This is a genomic window from Thermomonas carbonis, from assembly GCF_014396975.1.
Lineage (GTDB): Bacteria > Pseudomonadota > Gammaproteobacteria > Xanthomonadales > Xanthomonadaceae > Thermomonas > Thermomonas carbonis.
This window is the reverse complement of record NZ_CP060719.1, coordinates 1,363,751-1,380,303: the sequence shown is the minus strand read 5'-3', so window position 1 is coordinate 1,380,303 and position 16,553 is coordinate 1,363,751. Positions and strand designations below refer to the sequence as shown.

The 16,553-nt window shown below is 68.1% G+C and carries 13 protein-coding genes; 5 read left to right on the top strand and 8 right to left on the bottom strand.

From position 1 onward, the window contains the following. The first annotated feature begins 46 nt into the window (after nucleotides 1-46). From gltB to H9L16_RS06225, 4 genes are all read left to right on the top strand, one after another. On the top strand, nucleotides 47-4,519 hold the full coding sequence (gltB, locus tag H9L16_RS06240) for a glutamate synthase large subunit (RefSeq protein ID WP_187553676.1): 4,473 nt from the start codon (nucleotides 47-49) through the stop codon (nucleotides 4,517-4,519). Further along, the gene (locus tag H9L16_RS06235; RefSeq protein ID WP_187553675.1) at nucleotides 4,516-6,000 is read left to right on the top strand and encodes an FAD-dependent oxidoreductase; all 1,485 of its coding nucleotides are present in this window, start codon (nucleotides 4,516-4,518) and stop codon (nucleotides 5,998-6,000) included. The genes gltB and H9L16_RS06235 overlap by 4 nt, the downstream gene beginning before the upstream one ends. Before the next feature lie 70 nt (nucleotides 6,001-6,070). Then, a complete protein-coding gene (locus tag H9L16_RS06230; protein WP_187553674.1) occupies nucleotides 6,071-6,763 on the top strand; it encodes a DUF4124 domain-containing protein in 693 nt (230 codons plus the stop codon). A gap of 28 nt (nucleotides 6,764-6,791) precedes the next feature. Further along, nucleotides 6,792-7,424: a DUF4124 domain-containing protein gene (locus H9L16_RS06225; protein WP_187553673.1), complete on the top strand. Its 633-nt coding sequence runs from the start codon at nucleotides 6,792-6,794 to the stop codon at nucleotides 7,422-7,424. A 65-nt stretch (nucleotides 7,425-7,489) separates the two neighbouring features. Here the strand turns inward: H9L16_RS06225 and H9L16_RS06220 are convergent, their stop codons facing one another. From H9L16_RS06220 to H9L16_RS06190, 7 genes are all read right to left on the bottom strand, one after another. Then, entirely contained in the window at nucleotides 7,490-7,879 is a 390-nt protein-coding gene (locus H9L16_RS06220; RefSeq protein ID WP_187553672.1) for an HU family DNA-binding protein, read from the bottom strand. 130 nt (nucleotides 7,880-8,009) lie between these two features. Continuing rightward, nucleotides 8,010-8,636, bottom strand: a complete 627-nt coding sequence (locus H9L16_RS06215) for a nucleotidyltransferase family protein (RefSeq protein ID WP_187553671.1) — start codon at nucleotides 8,634-8,636, stop codon at nucleotides 8,010-8,012. Further along, a complete protein-coding gene (locus H9L16_RS06210) occupies nucleotides 8,609-9,658 on the bottom strand; it encodes an XdhC family protein (protein ID WP_229796643.1) in 1,050 nt (349 codons plus the stop codon). Before H9L16_RS06210 ends, H9L16_RS06215 begins: the two co-directional genes overlap by 28 nt. A gap of 17 nt (nucleotides 9,659-9,675) precedes the next feature. Next, nucleotides 9,676-11,877, bottom strand: a complete 2,202-nt coding sequence (gene paoC, locus H9L16_RS06205) for an aldehyde oxidoreductase molybdenum-binding subunit PaoC (protein ID WP_187554075.1) — start codon at nucleotides 11,875-11,877, stop codon at nucleotides 9,676-9,678. A 5-nt stretch (nucleotides 11,878-11,882) separates the two neighbouring features. Further along, nucleotides 11,883-12,833 carry an FAD binding domain-containing protein gene (locus tag H9L16_RS06200; protein WP_187553669.1) on the bottom strand — a complete coding sequence of 317 codons (951 nt, stop codon included), beginning with the start codon at nucleotides 12,831-12,833 and terminating at the stop codon, nucleotides 11,883-11,885. Beyond that, complete coding sequence (gene paoA, locus H9L16_RS06195; protein ID WP_229796665.1) at nucleotides 12,830-13,471, bottom strand: aldehyde dehydrogenase iron-sulfur subunit PaoA; 642 nt, start codon at nucleotides 13,469-13,471, stop codon at nucleotides 12,830-12,832. Before paoA ends, H9L16_RS06200 begins: the two co-directional genes overlap by 4 nt. Nucleotides 13,472-13,771: 300 nt before the next feature. Then, a complete protein-coding gene (locus H9L16_RS06190) occupies nucleotides 13,772-14,545 on the bottom strand; it encodes an alpha/beta fold hydrolase (protein ID WP_187553667.1) in 774 nt (257 codons plus the stop codon). Nucleotides 14,546-14,659: 114 nt separating this feature from the next. Here H9L16_RS06190 and H9L16_RS06185 point away from each other — a divergent pair, with 114 nt between their 5' ends. Beyond that, nucleotides 14,660-15,493 carry an AraC family transcriptional regulator gene (locus H9L16_RS06185; protein ID WP_187553666.1) on the top strand — a complete coding sequence of 278 codons (834 nt, stop codon included), beginning with the start codon at nucleotides 14,660-14,662 and terminating at the stop codon, nucleotides 15,491-15,493. Nucleotides 15,494-15,556: 63 nt separating this feature from the next. On the opposite strand, the gene H9L16_RS06180 is transcribed toward H9L16_RS06185, so the two are convergent. Beyond that, nucleotides 15,557-16,483: a LysR family transcriptional regulator gene (locus tag H9L16_RS06180; RefSeq protein WP_187553665.1), complete on the bottom strand. Its 927-nt coding sequence runs from the start codon at nucleotides 16,481-16,483 to the stop codon at nucleotides 15,557-15,559. Nucleotides 16,484-16,553 lie beyond the last annotated feature (70 nt).

The window sequence follows — 16,553 nt, the reverse complement described above, 5'->3', positions numbered from 1 at the left end:
ATACGTTTCGTGGCCTCCGCCACGTCGCGCTGTCGCCCCCCTCCCAATGACGATCACGACGATGCGGCCCAGCCCGGATCGGGGCCTCTACGACCCCGCCAGCGAACACGACAGTTGCGGCTTCGGCCTCATCGCCCAGGTCGAGGGTTCCGGATCGCGTGCCATCGTCGATATCGCGCTTGAAGCCTTGTCGCGGATGGCGCATCGCGGCGGCGTGGCCGCCGATGGACTGTCCGGCGACGGCTGCGGCGTGCTGATCCACGGCGCGCAACGGTTCCTGCGCACGCTGGCGGACGAAGCCGGTATTGCGCTGCACCCCGGCAGCATCGCCGCCGGCAACGTGTTCCTGCCGAACGACGACAACGCTACGGCTGACTGCCGAAGCATCCTGCAAGCCAAGCTGGCCGAAGTCGGCGTGCGCGTGGCCGGCTGGCGCGAGGTGCCGGTCGATCCGTCCGCCTGCGGGGCCCTGGCGCAGTCCTCGATGCCGCGCGTCCAGCAGGTCTTCGTGGAGTGCGACGACGCCGACACCGACGCCTTCGAGCGCGCGTTGTTCCTCGCCCGCAAGCGCAGCGAGGACGCCCTGCAGGCGCATGCGGATTTCCACGTGGTCGGGCTGTCGCCGCGGCTGCTGGGCTACAAGGGCATGGTCCTGCCCAGCCACCTGCGCCAGTTGTTCCCGGACCTGGCACGTCCGGAGCTGGAGGCGCGCGCGGTGGTGTTCCACCAGCGCTTCTCGACCAACACGCTGCCGCGCTGGCCGCTGGCGCATCCGTTCCGCCGGCTCGCCCACAACGGCGAGATCAACAGCATCGAGGGCAACCGCTGCTGGTCGAACGCGCGCAAGAACGTGTGGCGTTCGCCGCTGCTCGATGTCGCCGAATTCGAGGCGGTCGTCTCCCAGCACGGCTCGGACTCGCAGAGCCTGGACAACATGCTGGAGTGGCTGCTGCTGGGCGGCATGGACCTGCCCAAGGCGATGCGCATCCTGATGCCGCCGGCGACGCAGTCGCTGGAGTACAAGGACACCGACCTCGCCGCGTTCTACGAGTACTACGCGATCAATTCCGAGCCGTGGGACGGGCCCGCCGGCGTGGTCACCTGCGACGGTCGCCACGCCGCCTGCGCGCTCGATCGCAATGGCCTGCGCCCGGCGCGCTGGACGCTGTCCGAGGACGGCATCTTCGTGATCGCCTCCGAGGCCGGCGTGTGGGAACTGCCGGCCGAGCGCGTGCGCGCCAAGGGCAAGCTCGGCCCCGGCGAGATGATCGCGGTGGACCTGGTCGAGGGCCGCCTGCTCGACAACGACGCCATCGACGCGGTCAACCGCGCGCGCCGCCCGTACAAGCAGTGGCTCAAGCGCGGCATGACCTACCTGCACACCGAGCTGATCGACCCGGCGCTTGCCGACGCGCCCTTCGCCGACGACACGTTGCTCGGTTTCCAGAAGCTGTTCCAGCTCACCCGCGAGGAACAGGAAGGCGTGCTGCGCCCGCTCGCCGAGACCGAGCAGGAAGCGATCGGCTCGATGGGCGACGACATCCCGATGGCCGCGGTCAGCAAGAAGGTGCGGCCGCTGTACGACTGCTTCCGGCAGGCATTCGCGCAGGTGACCAACCCGCCGATCGACCCGCTGCGCGAGGACTGCGTGATGTCGCTGTCCACCCAGATCGGGCGCGAGGGCAACATCTTCCACGACGGTCCGGAGAACGTGGACCACGTGCTGCTGAATTCGCCGGTGCTGTCGCAGCGCAAGCTGCACCAGTTGCTGGCGCTGCCACGCTTCGCCGCCTCGCACCGCTACATCGACCTGTATTTCGATGCGGACTCTTCGTTGCAACTGGCGCTCGAGCGCATCTGCGCCGAAGCGGAAGAGGCAGCGCGCGCCGGCATCGAACTGCTGATCCTCAGCGACCGCCGCCCGCGTCGCGATACCGCCGCGGTGCACGCCCTGCTCGCCACCGGCGGGGTGCACCAGCACCTGGTCCGCACCGGCCTGCGCTGCGAGGTCAACCTCATCATCGAGACCGGTACCGCGCGCGACCCGCACCACTTCGCCTGCCTGGTCGGCTTCGGTGCCACCGCGGTGTATCCGTACCTGGCCTACCAGACCCTGCACGCGCTGGGCCGGCGCGGCATCCTCGGCGGCAAGGCCAGCGGCGAGCCGCAGCAGATCGGCCGCAGCTACCGGCGCGGGGTCAAGAAGGGGCTGCTGAAGATCCTGTCGAAGATGGGCATCGGCTGCATCGCCAGTTATCGCGGCGCGCAGTTGTTCGAGATCGTCGGCCTCGGCGACGAAGTTGTCGCGCGTTGTTTCGATGGCACGCCGTCGCGGATCGGTGGCGCCGGCTTCGCGCGCCTGGAGGCCGATGCCTGGCATGTCACCGCGCTCGGCTGGGACGATTGCGCGCTGCCCGAACAGGGCGGCCTGCTCCGCTACGTCAACGGCGGCGAATACCACCAGTACAACCCGGACGTGGTGCAGTCGCTGCAGCACGCGGTGCTGACCGGCGACCGCGCCGACTGGAAGCTCTACGCCGACACCGTGAACCAGCGCCCGCCAGCCGCCTTGCGCGACCTGTTGCACCTCAAGCTGGCGGCCACGCCATTGCCGCTGGACGAGGTGGAGCCGATCGAATCGATCGTGCGCCGCTTCGACAGTGCGGCGATGAGCCTGGGCGCGTTGTCGCCGGAAGCGCACGAGGCGCTGGCGATCGCGATGAACCGCCTCGGTGGGCGCAGCAATTCCGGCGAAGGCGGCGAAGATCCCGCGCGCCATGGCACCGAGAAGCGCAGCAAGATCAAGCAAGTCGCCTCCGGTCGTTTCGGCGTGACCCCGGCCTACCTGGTCAGCGCCGAAGTGCTGCAGATCAAGGTCGCGCAGGGCGCCAAGCCCGGCGAAGGCGGCCAGTTACCGGGCAGCAAGGTCAATCCGCTGATCGCGCGGCTGCGCTATGCCAAGCCCGGCATCGGCCTGATCTCGCCGCCGCCGCACCACGACATCTATTCGATCGAGGACCTCGCGCAGCTGATCTTCGACCTTCGCCAGGTGAACCCGGACGCGTTGATCTCGGTGAAGCTGGTCAGCCATGCGGGCGTCGGCACGATCGCCGCCGGCGTCGCCAAGACCGGGGCCGACCTGATCACCATCGCCGGCCACGACGGCGGCACCGGGGCCAGCCCGGTCGGCTCGATCCGCTATGCCGGCGTGCCGTGGGAACTCGGCCTGTCCGAGGCCCGCCAGGCGCTGCAGCACAACGACCTGCGCGGGCGCGTGCTGCTTCAGACCGACGGCGGCCTGAAGACCGGCCTCGATGTCATCAAGGCCGCGCTGCTCGGCGCCGACAGCTTCGGCTTCGGCACCGGGCCGATGATCGCGCTGGGCTGCAAGTACCTGCGCATCTGCCACCTCAACAATTGCGCTACCGGCGTCGCCACCCAGGACGAGCGCCTGCGCCGCGACCACTTCAAGGGCCTGCCCGAGCGCGCCGAGTGCTACTTCCGCAACGTCGCCGAGGACGTGCGCGAATGGCTGGCGGTGCTTGGCCTGCGTTCCCTGGACGAAGCGGTAGGCCGCACCGACCTGCTGGAACAGGCGTTACACGCGACTCGCGAAGATGTCGATGTCGATCTGTCCCGCCTGCTGCAGCGCGACCCGTCGCATGCCGCCGCCTATTGCGGCTCGCCGGCGCTGCAGGCCCCGCCGAACGGCTTGGCCGCGCGCCTGGAAACCGCGCTGGCCGGCGCCATCGAACGCGGTGGCGGCGGCGAACACAGCGACAGCATCCGCAACACCGACCGCAGCATCGGCGCACGCCTGTCCGGGCGCATCGCCCGCGTGCACGGCGACACCGGCATGGCCACCAACCCGATCACCCTGCGCCTGCGCGGCAGCGCCGGGCAGAGCTTCGGCGCGTTCAATGCCGGCGGCCTGCAGCTGCACCTGGAGGGCGAGGCCAACGACTACGTCGGCAAGGGCATGGCCGGCGGGCGCATCGTCCTGCGGCCGGCGCGTGGCAGCCGCTTCGCCTCGCAGGACGCGCCGATCCTGGGCAACACCTGCCTGTACGGTGCCACCGGCGGCGAGCTGTTCGCCGCAGGCCGCGCCGGTGAACGCTTTGCGGTGCGCAACTCCGGCGCCACCGCGGTGATCGAGGGCGCCGGCGACCACTGCTGCGAATACATGACCGGCGGCGCGGTGGTCGTGCTCGGTCGCACCGGGCTGAACTTCGGTGCCGGCTTCACCGGCGGCCTGGCCTATGTGCTCGACCTCGAGCGCGACTTCGTCGATCGCTACAACCACGAACTGATCGACATCGTGCGGATCACCCCGGAAGGCTTCGACAACTACCGTCAGCACCTGACCGACCTGGTCTCCGCGCATGTGCGCCTGACCGGCAGCGCCTGGGGCGCGCGGATCCTCGAGAACTTCCGCGACTACGTCGGCAAGATCTGGCTGGTGAAGCCGAAGGCGGCGAGCCTGGAAGCGCTGGCGAACGAACTGAGGCGAGCCGCATGAGCAAGAAGCAGGTCTTCCAGTTCCTCGACGCGCCGCGCGAGATGCCGCGCAAGTTGCCGCTCGCCTTGCGCACCGCCGGCGACTGGAACGAGTTGTACGGCGCGTTCGCGCAGCCGGAGGCGAGCCACCAGGCCGGCCGCTGCCTGGATTGCGGGAATCCGTATTGCGAAGCCAAGTGCCCGGTCCACAACTACATCCCCAACTGGCTGCAGTTGGTGCAGGAAGGCCGGATCCTGGAAGCCGCAGCGCTCTGCCACGAGACCAACCCACTGCCCGAGATGTGCGGCCGGGTCTGCCCGCAGGACCGCCTGTGCGAAGGCGCCTGCACGCTCAACGACGACTTCGGCGCGGTCACCATCGGTGCGGTCGAGAAATACATCGTCGACACCGCCTTCGCGCAGGGCTGGCGACCCGACCTGTCCAAGGTGGTGGCCACCGGCAAACATGTGGCGGTGATCGGCGCGGGACCGGCTGGCTTGGCCTGCGCGGATCGCCTGGTGCGCAGCGGCATCGCGGTCACCGTGTTCGACCGCTACGAGCAGATCGGCGGGTTGATGCAGTTCGGCATTCCCAGTTTCAAGCTGGACAAGTCGGTGATCGCCACCCGCCGCGAGGTGCTGGAAGGCATGGGCGTGGTGTTCAAGCTTGGCGTGGAGATCGGCCGCCACCTCACGCTGGAGCATCTGCTGACCGGCTACGACGCGGTGTTCCTCGGGCTTGGCGCGTACCGCTACACCGATGGCGGCCTGCCCGGGCAGGACCTGGCCGGCGTGCTGCCTGCGCTGCCCTTCCTGGTGCAGAACGGCCGTATCGTCACCGGCAGCGACCCGCACGGCCGGCCGATCGCCGGCTGGGAAGACACCTTGGCGATGCCGGATCTGGCAGGCAAGCGCGTGGTCGTGCTCGGTGGCGGCGATACCGGCATGGACTGCGTGCGCTCGGCGATCCGCCTGGGCGCGGCCAGCGTGACCTGCGCCTACCGCCGCGACGAGGCCAACATGCCCGGCTCCGCGCGCGAAGTCGCGAACGCGCGCGAGGAAGGCGTGCAGTTCCTGTTCAACCGCCAGCCGCTGGCGGTGGAAAGCAGCGACGGCAAGGCCGCCAGCGGCGTGCGCGTGGTCGAGACCCGGCTGGGCGCACCCGACTCCAGAGGGCGCCGCAACGCGGAGCCGATCGACGGCAGCGAATCGGTGGTCGAGGCCGACATCGTCATCATCGCCTTCGGCTTCTCGCCGAAGGTGCCGGAGTGGCTGGCCGCGCAGGGTGTCGACGCCCAGCCCAACGGGCGGTTGGCGGTCGGCGCGCAGGGCCGACTGGCCTACCAGACCGGCCACGACAAGCTGTTCGCTGGCGGCGACTGCGTGCGCGGCGCCGATCTGGTGGTGACCGCGGTGCAGGAAGGCCGCGACGCCGCCGCCAGCATCGCGCGGATGGTGCTGCGCGGGATCAAGGCGATCCCGGCGGCGCTGGAGTCGGCCTGATCGCGGCGAACGCTGAACGCCACCGACGCGCGGACTTCCGCGCCGGCGCGTGCGCGGCCAAGATAGGGCGATGCGTATCGCCGCTCTCCTGCTGACGAGCCTGCTGCTGCCGTTCACCGGCACCGCATTCGCACAGGCGAAACCCGCCAGCGGCACGGTCACCGTCTATCGCTGCACCGATGCCGGCGGCAAGCAGAGCCTGCGCGACACGCCCTGCCCCAAGGGCCAGCAGCAACAGGCGCGCGAGATGCTGCGCCCGCAGGACGCGCCGAAGCCGAAGCCGGCCCCGGTGCCGGCACCCGTCCCCGGCCCGGTCGCGCCCACGCCCCCGGTGCGCACGGTCTACCTGGCACCACCGCGTCCGATGTACGAGTGCACCACGCCCGACGGCGACCGCTACACCAGCGAAGACGGTGCCGGCAATCCGCGCTGGGTGCCGCTGTGGACGCTGGGCTATCGCGCGGTGGGACGGCCGACACGATCCTCCGGCAGCGGCATCGCGCAACCGCCCTTGCAGCAACCGAACGGCTCGATGCGTCCACCACACGGCGGCATCCATCGGCCGGTGATCGGCGGTGGCGGCACCTGGATCCGCGACCAGTGCGCGATGCTGCCGCCACGCGAAACCTGCGCGCGCCTGCGAGATCGTCGCGATGCGATCCGCACGCGCTTCTTCAATGCCCAGGAAAAGGAACGCGACAGCTTGCGCATCGAGGAACGCGGGATCAACGCCCGCCTGCACGACGACTGCGGTAGCCGCTGAGATGCGTCGCTTTTTACTCGCCATCATGATGTTGTTTGCCGCACATGCCGCCTGTGCGCAGGAAACCGTCTTCTACAAATGCACCGACGCCAAGGGCAATGTGTCGATGCAGAACGGCACGCCCTGCGCCGCCGGCATGAAGCAGGAAGTGCGACGCATCGGCGAGGTGAAGACCGTGCCGGTGCCGGCGAAGAAACCCGTTGCGGTCGAAGCGCCAGAGGAAAAACCGGCATACGGCGACTTCGTGATGGTGCGCGGCCCGGCGATGAAGCGCGCACCGGCACCGGAAGCGGCCGCACTGCCCGCGCCACCCGCGCTGTTCCAGTGCCGCACCTGGGAAAACAAGGACTATCTGGGCGAAACCGACAGCCCGGAACCCACCTGCGCCCGGCTGGAGGTCGTCGGCATCGACGGCAGCACCGCACTGGGCATGGGTGCCGCCTGCGAGATGAAATACGACACCTGCACTGCGGTTCCCGCCGAGCAGTTATGCGCGTCGTGGTACAGGCACCTGGACGATGCCGAGTTCAAGCTGAAATACGCCGGCAACGACAGCCGCCGCGAAAGGCAGGCCGCGTTCGACAGCATCGACAAGAAGATCAAGGCGAGCCATTGCTCGACTGTGGCACCGGAGGAAGACCCGGCGAAATCCAAACCGTAACGCGGCGCTGGGCATCACTGCCCAACGCCACGCGAACCATCAGTTGCTGCGGATCGGCGAAGCGATCAGAGCGCCGCGTCCTTGAGCTTCTTCAGCGGACGCACTTTCAGCTTGGTCGAAGCCGGCTTGGCGGCGAACCAGACTTCTTCCTTGGTGAAGGGATTGATGCCCTTGCGCTTCGGCTTGGCCGCAACCTTCACCGCAGTGATCTTCAGGATGCCCGGGAACACGAATGCACCGGCGCCCTTCTTGTTGACCGACCCGTGGATCGCGCCTTCCAGCGCGGCCAGCACGGCGCGGACGTCCTTGGCTGCCACGGCGCTGGCTTCGGCCAGGTGCGCGACCAGGCCGGACTTGCTCATGGTTTCCTTGATCGGCTTCGGTGCTGCGGGCTTCGCTGCTGCTTTCTTGGCCGGAGCGGCCTTCTTGGCCGGAGCCGCTTTCTTCGCTGCCATGTTCGATTTCTCCTCGGGGTTGTCAGGACTGCACGCGGATTGGATCACCGTCTGGTCGATCTGTCATGTGGCACACACGCACTACTCGGCGGATTCTGCCTTGAAAACGGCAAAATACCCGCGATTCGGGTCATTCATCGTCCAACCAGGCCTGTTTTCGCGCGCACGCGAGGTCATGGAGGTTGTCGATGTCCATGCCGAGTTCCGGCGCTTCCAGCTGAAAAACGCCAGCCGCACGCTGCTGTCCAAGGCGGACGCCGAAGCCGCGGTCGCCCGCCATCTGCATGGATCCGAACCAGCCCCGCGGGATCACGGCGGGCACGCCCAGCGTATCGCCGTGCACGGTGGCGGCACAGCCGCTTTCCGCTGCACCAGCGCCTTCGAGCAAGGCATCAAGATGCTGGCGCTCCAGTCCCGGCTGATCGCAGACGAGCACCAGCACCCGTTGAATGTCCTTGATCAGACGGGTTCCCGCGGCATGCAGGCTGCCCGCCATTCCGGACTGCCACTCGGCATTGCGAACGATTTCGCACTGCAAATCAGCCACGTTCTCTGCGATGACATCCGCCTGTGCGCCCACTGCGACCAGCACCTGCGCGGGCGCTGTTTGCAACGCCAGGCGCACGGCGCGATGTACCAGCGTCTCGCGGTCGCGGGTCAGCAATTGCTTGGGTTGGCCGAGGCGTGTGCTGCCGCCCGCCGCCAGCACGACCACGGCATGCGATTGGCTCACGCCGACGCCGCCACGACCCGCCATTGCTGCAGTTGCGCGGCGATGCTCAGTGCGATCGCCTCCGGGCCGCGGCCGCCGAGATCGAGACCCACCGGCGAACGCAGGCGCGGCACCAGCGATTCGCACTGATTCGGTGCCAGCAGCTTGAACAGATCATCGCGGCGGCGGCGCGGGCCGAGCAGGCCGATGAAGTCGATGTCGGTGCCGGCAAGTGCGTCCAGTGCTTCGCGGTCCAGCTCGAAGTCGTGGTGCATGACCAGCACGGCATCGGGCGTCACGTCGTGAATCGCCGAAGCGGGCGCGAGTTGCAGGTGCGCATCCGCCGAATGCCCCATGACACTCCAGCGCGAACGCCGCTCCGCAAGGCATGCGAACCATCCCAATTCGCGCAACAGCGGGATCAGCGTCGATGTTTCCGGACCCGCGCCAAGCACCAGCAAGCGCGGAAGCCGCTGCAACAATAGTCGCCACGATCTTGCATCGCCCGGCCAAGCCTGATGCTCGTTGCGGAGTCGCCACTGCGCGCGCTGCGAGCCCGCCTGGAATTCGACTTCGGCATCGGTGCTGATGCGTGCGAGCAGCGAAACGCCGCCGTGCAACCACGCATCGATGAGCGCATCGACACCCGGCATCGACCGCAGCGGCAGCATCGCGATGCGCAGGCGGCCGCGGCAACCCAGGGCAGACCCGGCCAGCAGATCGTCGTCGCTGCGGGTGTCGATCTCGACCAAGTCGATGCCGCCACTATCGGCGACATCGCGTGCGCGTTTCGCAAGCTGCGGCTCCAGGCAGCCGCCGCTCAGCCAGCCGACCTGCAGGTCATCGTCGAACAGCACCAAGTCGCCGACACCGGCATAGGTGGAGCCTTCGGTCTCGAGCACCAGCGCCAACACACCGCGATCGCCGCGACGGATCGAGGCCGCCGCCGCTTCCAGCACCGTGCGCGGATTGCCGGCGGCAAGGAACGCATGCCCCGGCGACGCGCCCACGGTCAACGGATCGAACGCATCGCCGGTAGCGATGTGCCGGCTCGCGGGCGGCTCCAAGTCCATGCGTCTGCGTGTCAGGCGATCGGCGGCAGTTGCCCGATCAACTTGTCCAGCGTGATCGGGTAGTGGCGCACGCGCACGCCGGTGGCGTTGTAGACGGCATTGGCGATCGCGCCGGCCACGCCGCAGATGCCCAATTCACCGACGCCCTTCGCCTTCATCGGCGAGATCACCGCATCGAGCGTATCCAGGAACACCACGTCCTGGTGCGGGATGTCGGCATGCACCGGCACTTCATAGCCGGCCAGGTCGTGGTTGATGAAGAAGCCGAAGCGCTTGTCGACGACGAGTTCCTCCATCAGCGTCGCGCCCGCGCCCATCACCATGCCGCCGATGACCTGGCTGCGCGCCGACAGCGGATTGAGGATGCGGCCGCCATCGCAGACAGCGAGCATGCGACGGATTCGCGTCTCGCCGGTGTAGGCATGCACGCCGACTTCGCAGAAGTGGCTGGCATAGGTGCCGACGTCGTATTCCTTCATGAACTCGCCGATCTCCATCTGGTCTTCGGCGGACAGCTCGCCGGCATCCTTCAGCGCGAACGTGCGCTCGCCGGCGCGGATGCGCCCGTCCGCGAACGTCGCCGCATCGCCATCGAAGCCGAGCTTCTCGCCGATCTTGCGGCGCAGGCTGACGCAGGCCGCATACACGCCGGCGGTGGAACTTGCAGCGCCCCACTGGCCGCCGGACCCCGACGACGCAGGCAGATCGGAGTCGCCGAGGATCACCTTCACCCGATCCAGCGGCACGCCCATCGTCTCCGCCGCGGTCTGCGCGAGGATCGTGTAGCTGCCGGTGCCGATGTCGGTCATGTCGGTTTCGACGACGACGTGGCCCTCGCCATCCAGCCGCACCCGCGCCGCGGACTTGGTGATGGGTGCCGCGCGATAGCCCGCCGACACGCCCATCCCGACCAGCCAGTGGCCATCGCGCACCTGCGCCGGCTTGGCATTGCGACGGTTCCAGCCGAAGCGCTCTGCGCCCTCGCGCAGGCAACGCACCAGGTTCCGGTCCGAGAACTTCTTGGTCGGATCGCCCGGCACGCGGTCCGGCTCGTTGCGCACGCGCAATTCGATCGGATCGATGCCGAGTTGTTCGGCGAGCTCGTCCATCGCCACTTCCAGCGCCATATGCCCCGGCGCTTCGCCAGGAGCGCGCATCGCATTGCCTTCCGGCAGGTCGAGCGCGGCGGTGTAGTTGGCGACCAGGCGATTCGCGCCCGCATACAGCTTCGGCGTCTGGTAGGTGCCGTTCTCGCCATCCTCGCCGTTGATGTTGCCCGACCAGTTCTCGTGCGCGATCGCGGTGATCTTGCCGTCGCGACCGGCACCGATGCGCAGGCGCTGGATGGTCGCCGGTCGATGCGTGCTGTTGTTGGCGATGAGCGGGCGCTGCAGGGCGATCTTCACCGGGCGGCCGACTTCCTTGGCGGCCAGCGCGGCGAGCACGGCATCGGCGCGGATGAACAGTTTTCCGCCGAAGCCGCCGCCGATGTACGGCGAGTCGACACGGACGTTCTTCGGGTCGATCCCGAGGATCTTGCCCATGCTGTCCTGCGCCCACTGGATCATCTGGTTCGCGGTCCATAGCGTGAGCTTGTCGCCCTCCCACGCGGCGATGGTGGCGAACGGCTCCATCATCGAGTGACTTTCGTCGGCGGTCTGGTAGGTCGCATCGATCGTGACCGGCGCGGCAGCGAATGCCGCATCGAAATCGCCGAGCGTCTGCTTGTCGGGCTTGCCTTCGCGTCCCTTCGCCAACGGCGCAGACGGCGCGAGGCGCGGGAAGTCGAAGCGTCCGCCCTTGCCGACGTCGTAGCGGGTCTTGATCAGGCCCGCGGCGGCGCGTGCCTGCTCGAAGGTCTCGGCGACCACGCAGGCGATCGCCTGGTGGTAGTGGGTCACGTCGCGGCCGCCGAAGAGGGGTGCGTTGTTGCCGATGCCCTTGCCCACGGGCTTGGTCGCGGGTGCGGTGATGATCGCCAGCACGCCGGGCGCGGCGCGCGCCTGCGTCACATCCATCGAGCTGATCCGGCCCTTGGCGATGCCGGCACCGACAACGTCGCCATAGACCTGGTTGGCGATCACGTCATGGCGCTCGTAGGCATACGGCGCGGTGCCGGTGGCCTTGAGCGGGCCGTCAATGCGCGGCGTCGACTTGCCGACCACCTTCGCCTTGTCAAACAGGTTGGCGCCCGATGGTGCGTCGAATTTCATGGCCATCAGCGTCCTCCCTCGACCAGTACCGCCGCCAGCGTGCGTTCCGCCAGGGTGAGCTTGAATTTGTTCTGTTCGGTGGGACGCGCGCCTTCGAGCGCTTTCGCCGCTGCTGCCTGCACGCCGCTGCCAAGCGCGGCTTCCGCGGCGTCGACGCGCCAGGGTCGCGGGGCGAGACCACCGAATGCGAAACGCGCCGAGCCATCCTTCTGCACCACCGCCGCCACCGACACCAGCGCGAACGCGTAGGACGCGCGGTCGCGGACCTTGTGATAGACGTGCCGGCCGCCGAGCGGCTTCGGCAGCGTCACGTAGGTGATCAGTTCGCCGCGCTCCAGCACGTTGTCTTGCTGCGGTTTGTCGCCGGGCAGGCGATGGAAATCGCCAATCGCGATGCTGCGGGTGCTGCCGTCCGGCTTGACCGTCTCGACCGTGGCATCCAACACGCGCAGGGCCACCGCCATGTCGCCAGGATAGGTGGCGATGCAGGCATCCGAGGTGCCGATCACGCCCAGCGGCCGCGAGAACCCGTCGATCGCCGCGCAACCGGAGCCCGGCTGGCGTTTGTTGCAGGCCATGTTGGTGTCGTAGAAATACGGGCAGCGCGTGCGCTGCAGCAGGTTGCCGCCGGTGGTCGCCTTGTTGCGCAACTGCCCGGACGCGCCGGATACGATCGCGCGGGTGAGCACGCCGTAGTCGCGACGCACGCGCTCATGCGCGGCCAATGCGGTGTTACTGACCAGCGCGCCGATCCTCAAGCCGCCGTCGTCGGTCTTCTCGACCTTGTCCAAGCCGATGTCCTGCACGTCGACCAGGTGGGTCGGCGTTTCGACTTCCAGCTTCATCAGGTCGAGCAGGTTGGTGCCGCCGGCGATGAACTTCGCGCCCTGGGTACCGGCTACTGCCTTCGCCGCGTCGGCGGGGGTCTTCGCACGTTCGTAGCTGAAAGCCCTCATGTGCGATCCCTCCCCGCCTTGCCACCGGCCACTTCGGCCATGGCATCGGCGATGTTGGAGTAGGCGCCGCAGCGGCAGAGGTTGCCGCTCATGCGCTCGCGCATTTCCATGTTGGTCGCGCGCGGGCGTGCGGTGATGTCGTCCTGCACGTGGCTGGGGATGCCACGCTTGATTTCGTCCAGCACCGCGACCGCCGAGCAGACCTGGCCCGGCGTGCAGTAACCGCACTGGTAGCCATCGTGCTTCACGAAGGCGGCCTGCATCGGATGCAGCTTGTCCGGCGTGCCGAGGCCTTCGATGGTGGTCACCGCATCGCCCTCGTGCTGCACCGCCAGGCTGAGGCAGGAATTGATCCGCTCGCCATTGACGATCACCGTGCAGGCGCCGCACTGGCCGTGGTCGCAGCCCTTCTTGGTGCCGGTCAGGCGCAGGTGCTCGCGCAGGGCGTCGAGCAGGGTCGTGCGCGTATCCAGCTCCAGCGCGTGCTGCTTGCCATTGACGGTCAGCGACACCTTGGCGTTCACGGGGGCCTTCTGGGGACTGGGTGCCATCGCCTTGTCCGCGACGGCGGCGGCACTCGGTGCCAGGGTCACCGCGACCGAGGTCGCACTGGTGAGCAGCAATTCGCGGCGTGTCAGCTTGAACCCTTCATCGGGCTGGTGCACATCGACCTCCTGGCTCTGGGTGTTGCCCGTGGCTTGGTGGACGCGGATTGGCGGGGCGATGCCAACCATGCGCGCTTGGGTCTTGGATGGACGTGAAAGTCGAACCCCTTCGGTGCGTCCGGTGAAGCTCCCCGCACTTCGGAGATTACCCGTCTTGTGGGACGTCCGTGCGACGCGCCGCAACCCGGCAAAACCGGGACGGAGGCAGTTAAGCGAACTTAACTACCTCCGTCCCGGTTTTGTAGGTTTGTAAACGTACCGCTCGATGCAGGATTACCTGGCGGCGGCGCGCGCCGCTTCGATGATCACCTTCGCCACCGCTTCCGGGCTGGACACCATCGGCACGTGGCTGGTCGGCACTTCGGTGGTCGTGGCGCCGATCTTCTTCGCGAGCGCACGTTGCGCGCCGGGATCGATCATGCGGTCCTGGCCGGCGACGATGTACCACGACGGCTTGCCGGTCCATGCGGCCACGGTGACGGGCTGTTCGAAGTTCGCGCCGCGCACGGGGCCCTGGGTGGCATGGATCAGGTTGGCGTCCTCGGCACTCACGTCCTGGGCGAAGTCGCGGGCGATGGCGTCGGCGGGCAGGGTGAGGAAACCGTCGGCGTCGGCGATGAAGTGCGCGAAGCCGGGAGGCGCCGGGAAGGCGGTGGTGTCTGCCGCCGAATGGGCACCGAGCGTCGGCGCGAAGGCTGCGACGTAGACCAGCGACTTGACCTTGTCGTGCCCGCCGGCCTGGGTGATGACCGCACCGCCCCAGGAATGTCCGACCAACACCACCGGGCCGGTCTGCGCATTGATGATGCGGTTGGCCGCGGCGACATCGTCCTCCAGCGACGTCAGCGGGTTCTGCACCGCGACTGCGTTGAGGCCTTCGGCCTGCAGCAGCGGAATGACCTTGTTCCAGGACGAGCCGTCGGCGAAGGCGCCGTGCACCAGGACGACGGTCGGGCGGGTGTCGGCGACCGGCGCCGGGGTGGCGGCCGAAGCGGCAGTGCTCAGGCCGAGGGCGGAGGCGAGGACCAGCGGGGCGAGGATGTTCATGGCGGAGCTCCTTGGGATCGAGTGGGCCGGGTCGTTCCCGGTGAGGCCACTATCCCGGAGTCGACCAGACCATATGTGCTGTAAAGTCCAGAAAACTTGTCTTTGAGTCCAAACATGGCCGACAGGCTCGATGCGCTGCTGGGCAACTTCCCCGTGCGGGCCACGGTGAGCCACACCGGGAATATCTGCGGAATCCACGAGCTGCCGGCGGAAGGCACGCTTGGCCAACTGCACCTGATCAAGCGCGGCACCGTGGTGGTCCACCACGCCGCAGGCAAGCCGATCACCATCGATACACCCAGCCTGCTGCTGTACCCGCGGCCCTGCGACCACCGTTTCGTGGTGGAAGGCGAGGACGGTGCCGACCTGGCCTGCGCGGCCCTGGGCTTCGAGTCCGCCGCCGAGAATCCGCTGGTGTCCGCGCTACCGACGTACCTCTGCCTGCCGCTGGAGCAACTGGTCGGCACCCGCCCGCTGCTGGACCTGCTGTTCGAGGAAGCGTTCGAGCAGCGTTGCGGCCGCCGCGAGGTGCTGGCCCGGTTGTTCGAACTGGTGCTCATCCAGGTGCTGCGCCACCAGATGGAAAGCGCACAGCTGCAGTCCGGCCTGATGGCGGGCTTGGCGCATCCGCGCCTGCGACGCTCGATCGTCGCGATGCACGAGCGGCCGCGCGACGAGTGGACACTGGAAGCGTCGGCGGCGGTCGCGGGCATGTCGCGCAGTTCTTTCGCACAGACGTTCCGGACGACGGTGGGATGCACGCCGGGCGAGTACCTGCAGCGGTGGCGGATCCTGCTGGTGCAGAAGGGGTTGCGCGGCGGCAAGCCGTTGAAGGTGCTGGTGGATGCCGTCGGCTATGCCAGCGAGTCGGCGTTGTCGCGGGCGTTCAAGGTGCAGGCGGGCGTGACGCCCAGGGAGTGGAGGCGCGCGCATGTGCGAGCGGCTTGATGTGCTGCCTTCGCCGGCGCAGGTTCGTGTGACGTCGAGGGCATCGTCGCGAGACGCCGCGCGCTAGCCCCCGGGCGAACGCGGTTGCGCAGGAGGGGTTCGATCCAACAGGCAGTCGATGAATGCACGCAGCGCAGCGGGTTGGTGCTGCCTGTTCGGGTAATAGAGGTAAAGACCGGGGCGCGACACCGACCACTCCGCGAGCACGCGTACCAATCGCCCCTGCGCCAATAGATCACCAACACCGTCTTGCTCAAAGTGATAGGCGATGCCGAGCCCGTTCAACGCAGCCGCAACACCGATGTCTGCGTGGTTGGTGACGACGGGGCCGTCGACGGCCACCTCGATCCGCTGCCCCCGCTTGTCGAACTCCCACCGGTAGTTGCTGCCGTCCGCCTGCAGCCGCCAGTTGACGCACGCATGGTCGTGCAGGTCGGCAGGCGACTTCGGCAAGCCGTGCCGCGCGAGGTATGCCGGAGACGCCACCGCAACCATGGCGAGATCCGGCGTGAGGCGGACGGCCACCATGTCCTTCTCGAGCCGACCGCCCACGCGGATGCCGGCGTCGAAGCGCCCGTAAACGATGTCGGCCAGCGTGTCGTCGACGACGATGTCGAGCACGACATCGGGGTTTTCCTGATGGAACCTTGCCAGCCGCGGCGCGATGACGGTCCTCGCCGCCATCCCGAGCGTGTTGATCCGAAGCGTGCCGCGGATCTGGGCGGTCGACTCGCTCGCCTCGGCAACAGCGGCCGCCATGTCCCGGAACAGCGGCGCGATGCGCATGTAGAGCTGCTCGCCGCTTGCAGTGGGCGCCACGCTGCGGGTGGTCCGATTCAGCAGGCGCGCGCCGATGCGACCCTCGAGTTGCCGGATGGTCTGGCTGAGCGCAGAGGGCGACAAGCCCAGATGCTCTGCCGCGCGGGCGAAGCTCCGGCGCTCCACGATGGCCACGAAGGCCTTGAGCTCGGCAAAGTCCGATCCACGCATTATGCATTCGCTTCTTCATGACTCATTCGAATTCTAGGATATTCCCTAAATAGCTGCCGGGGCGCAATTT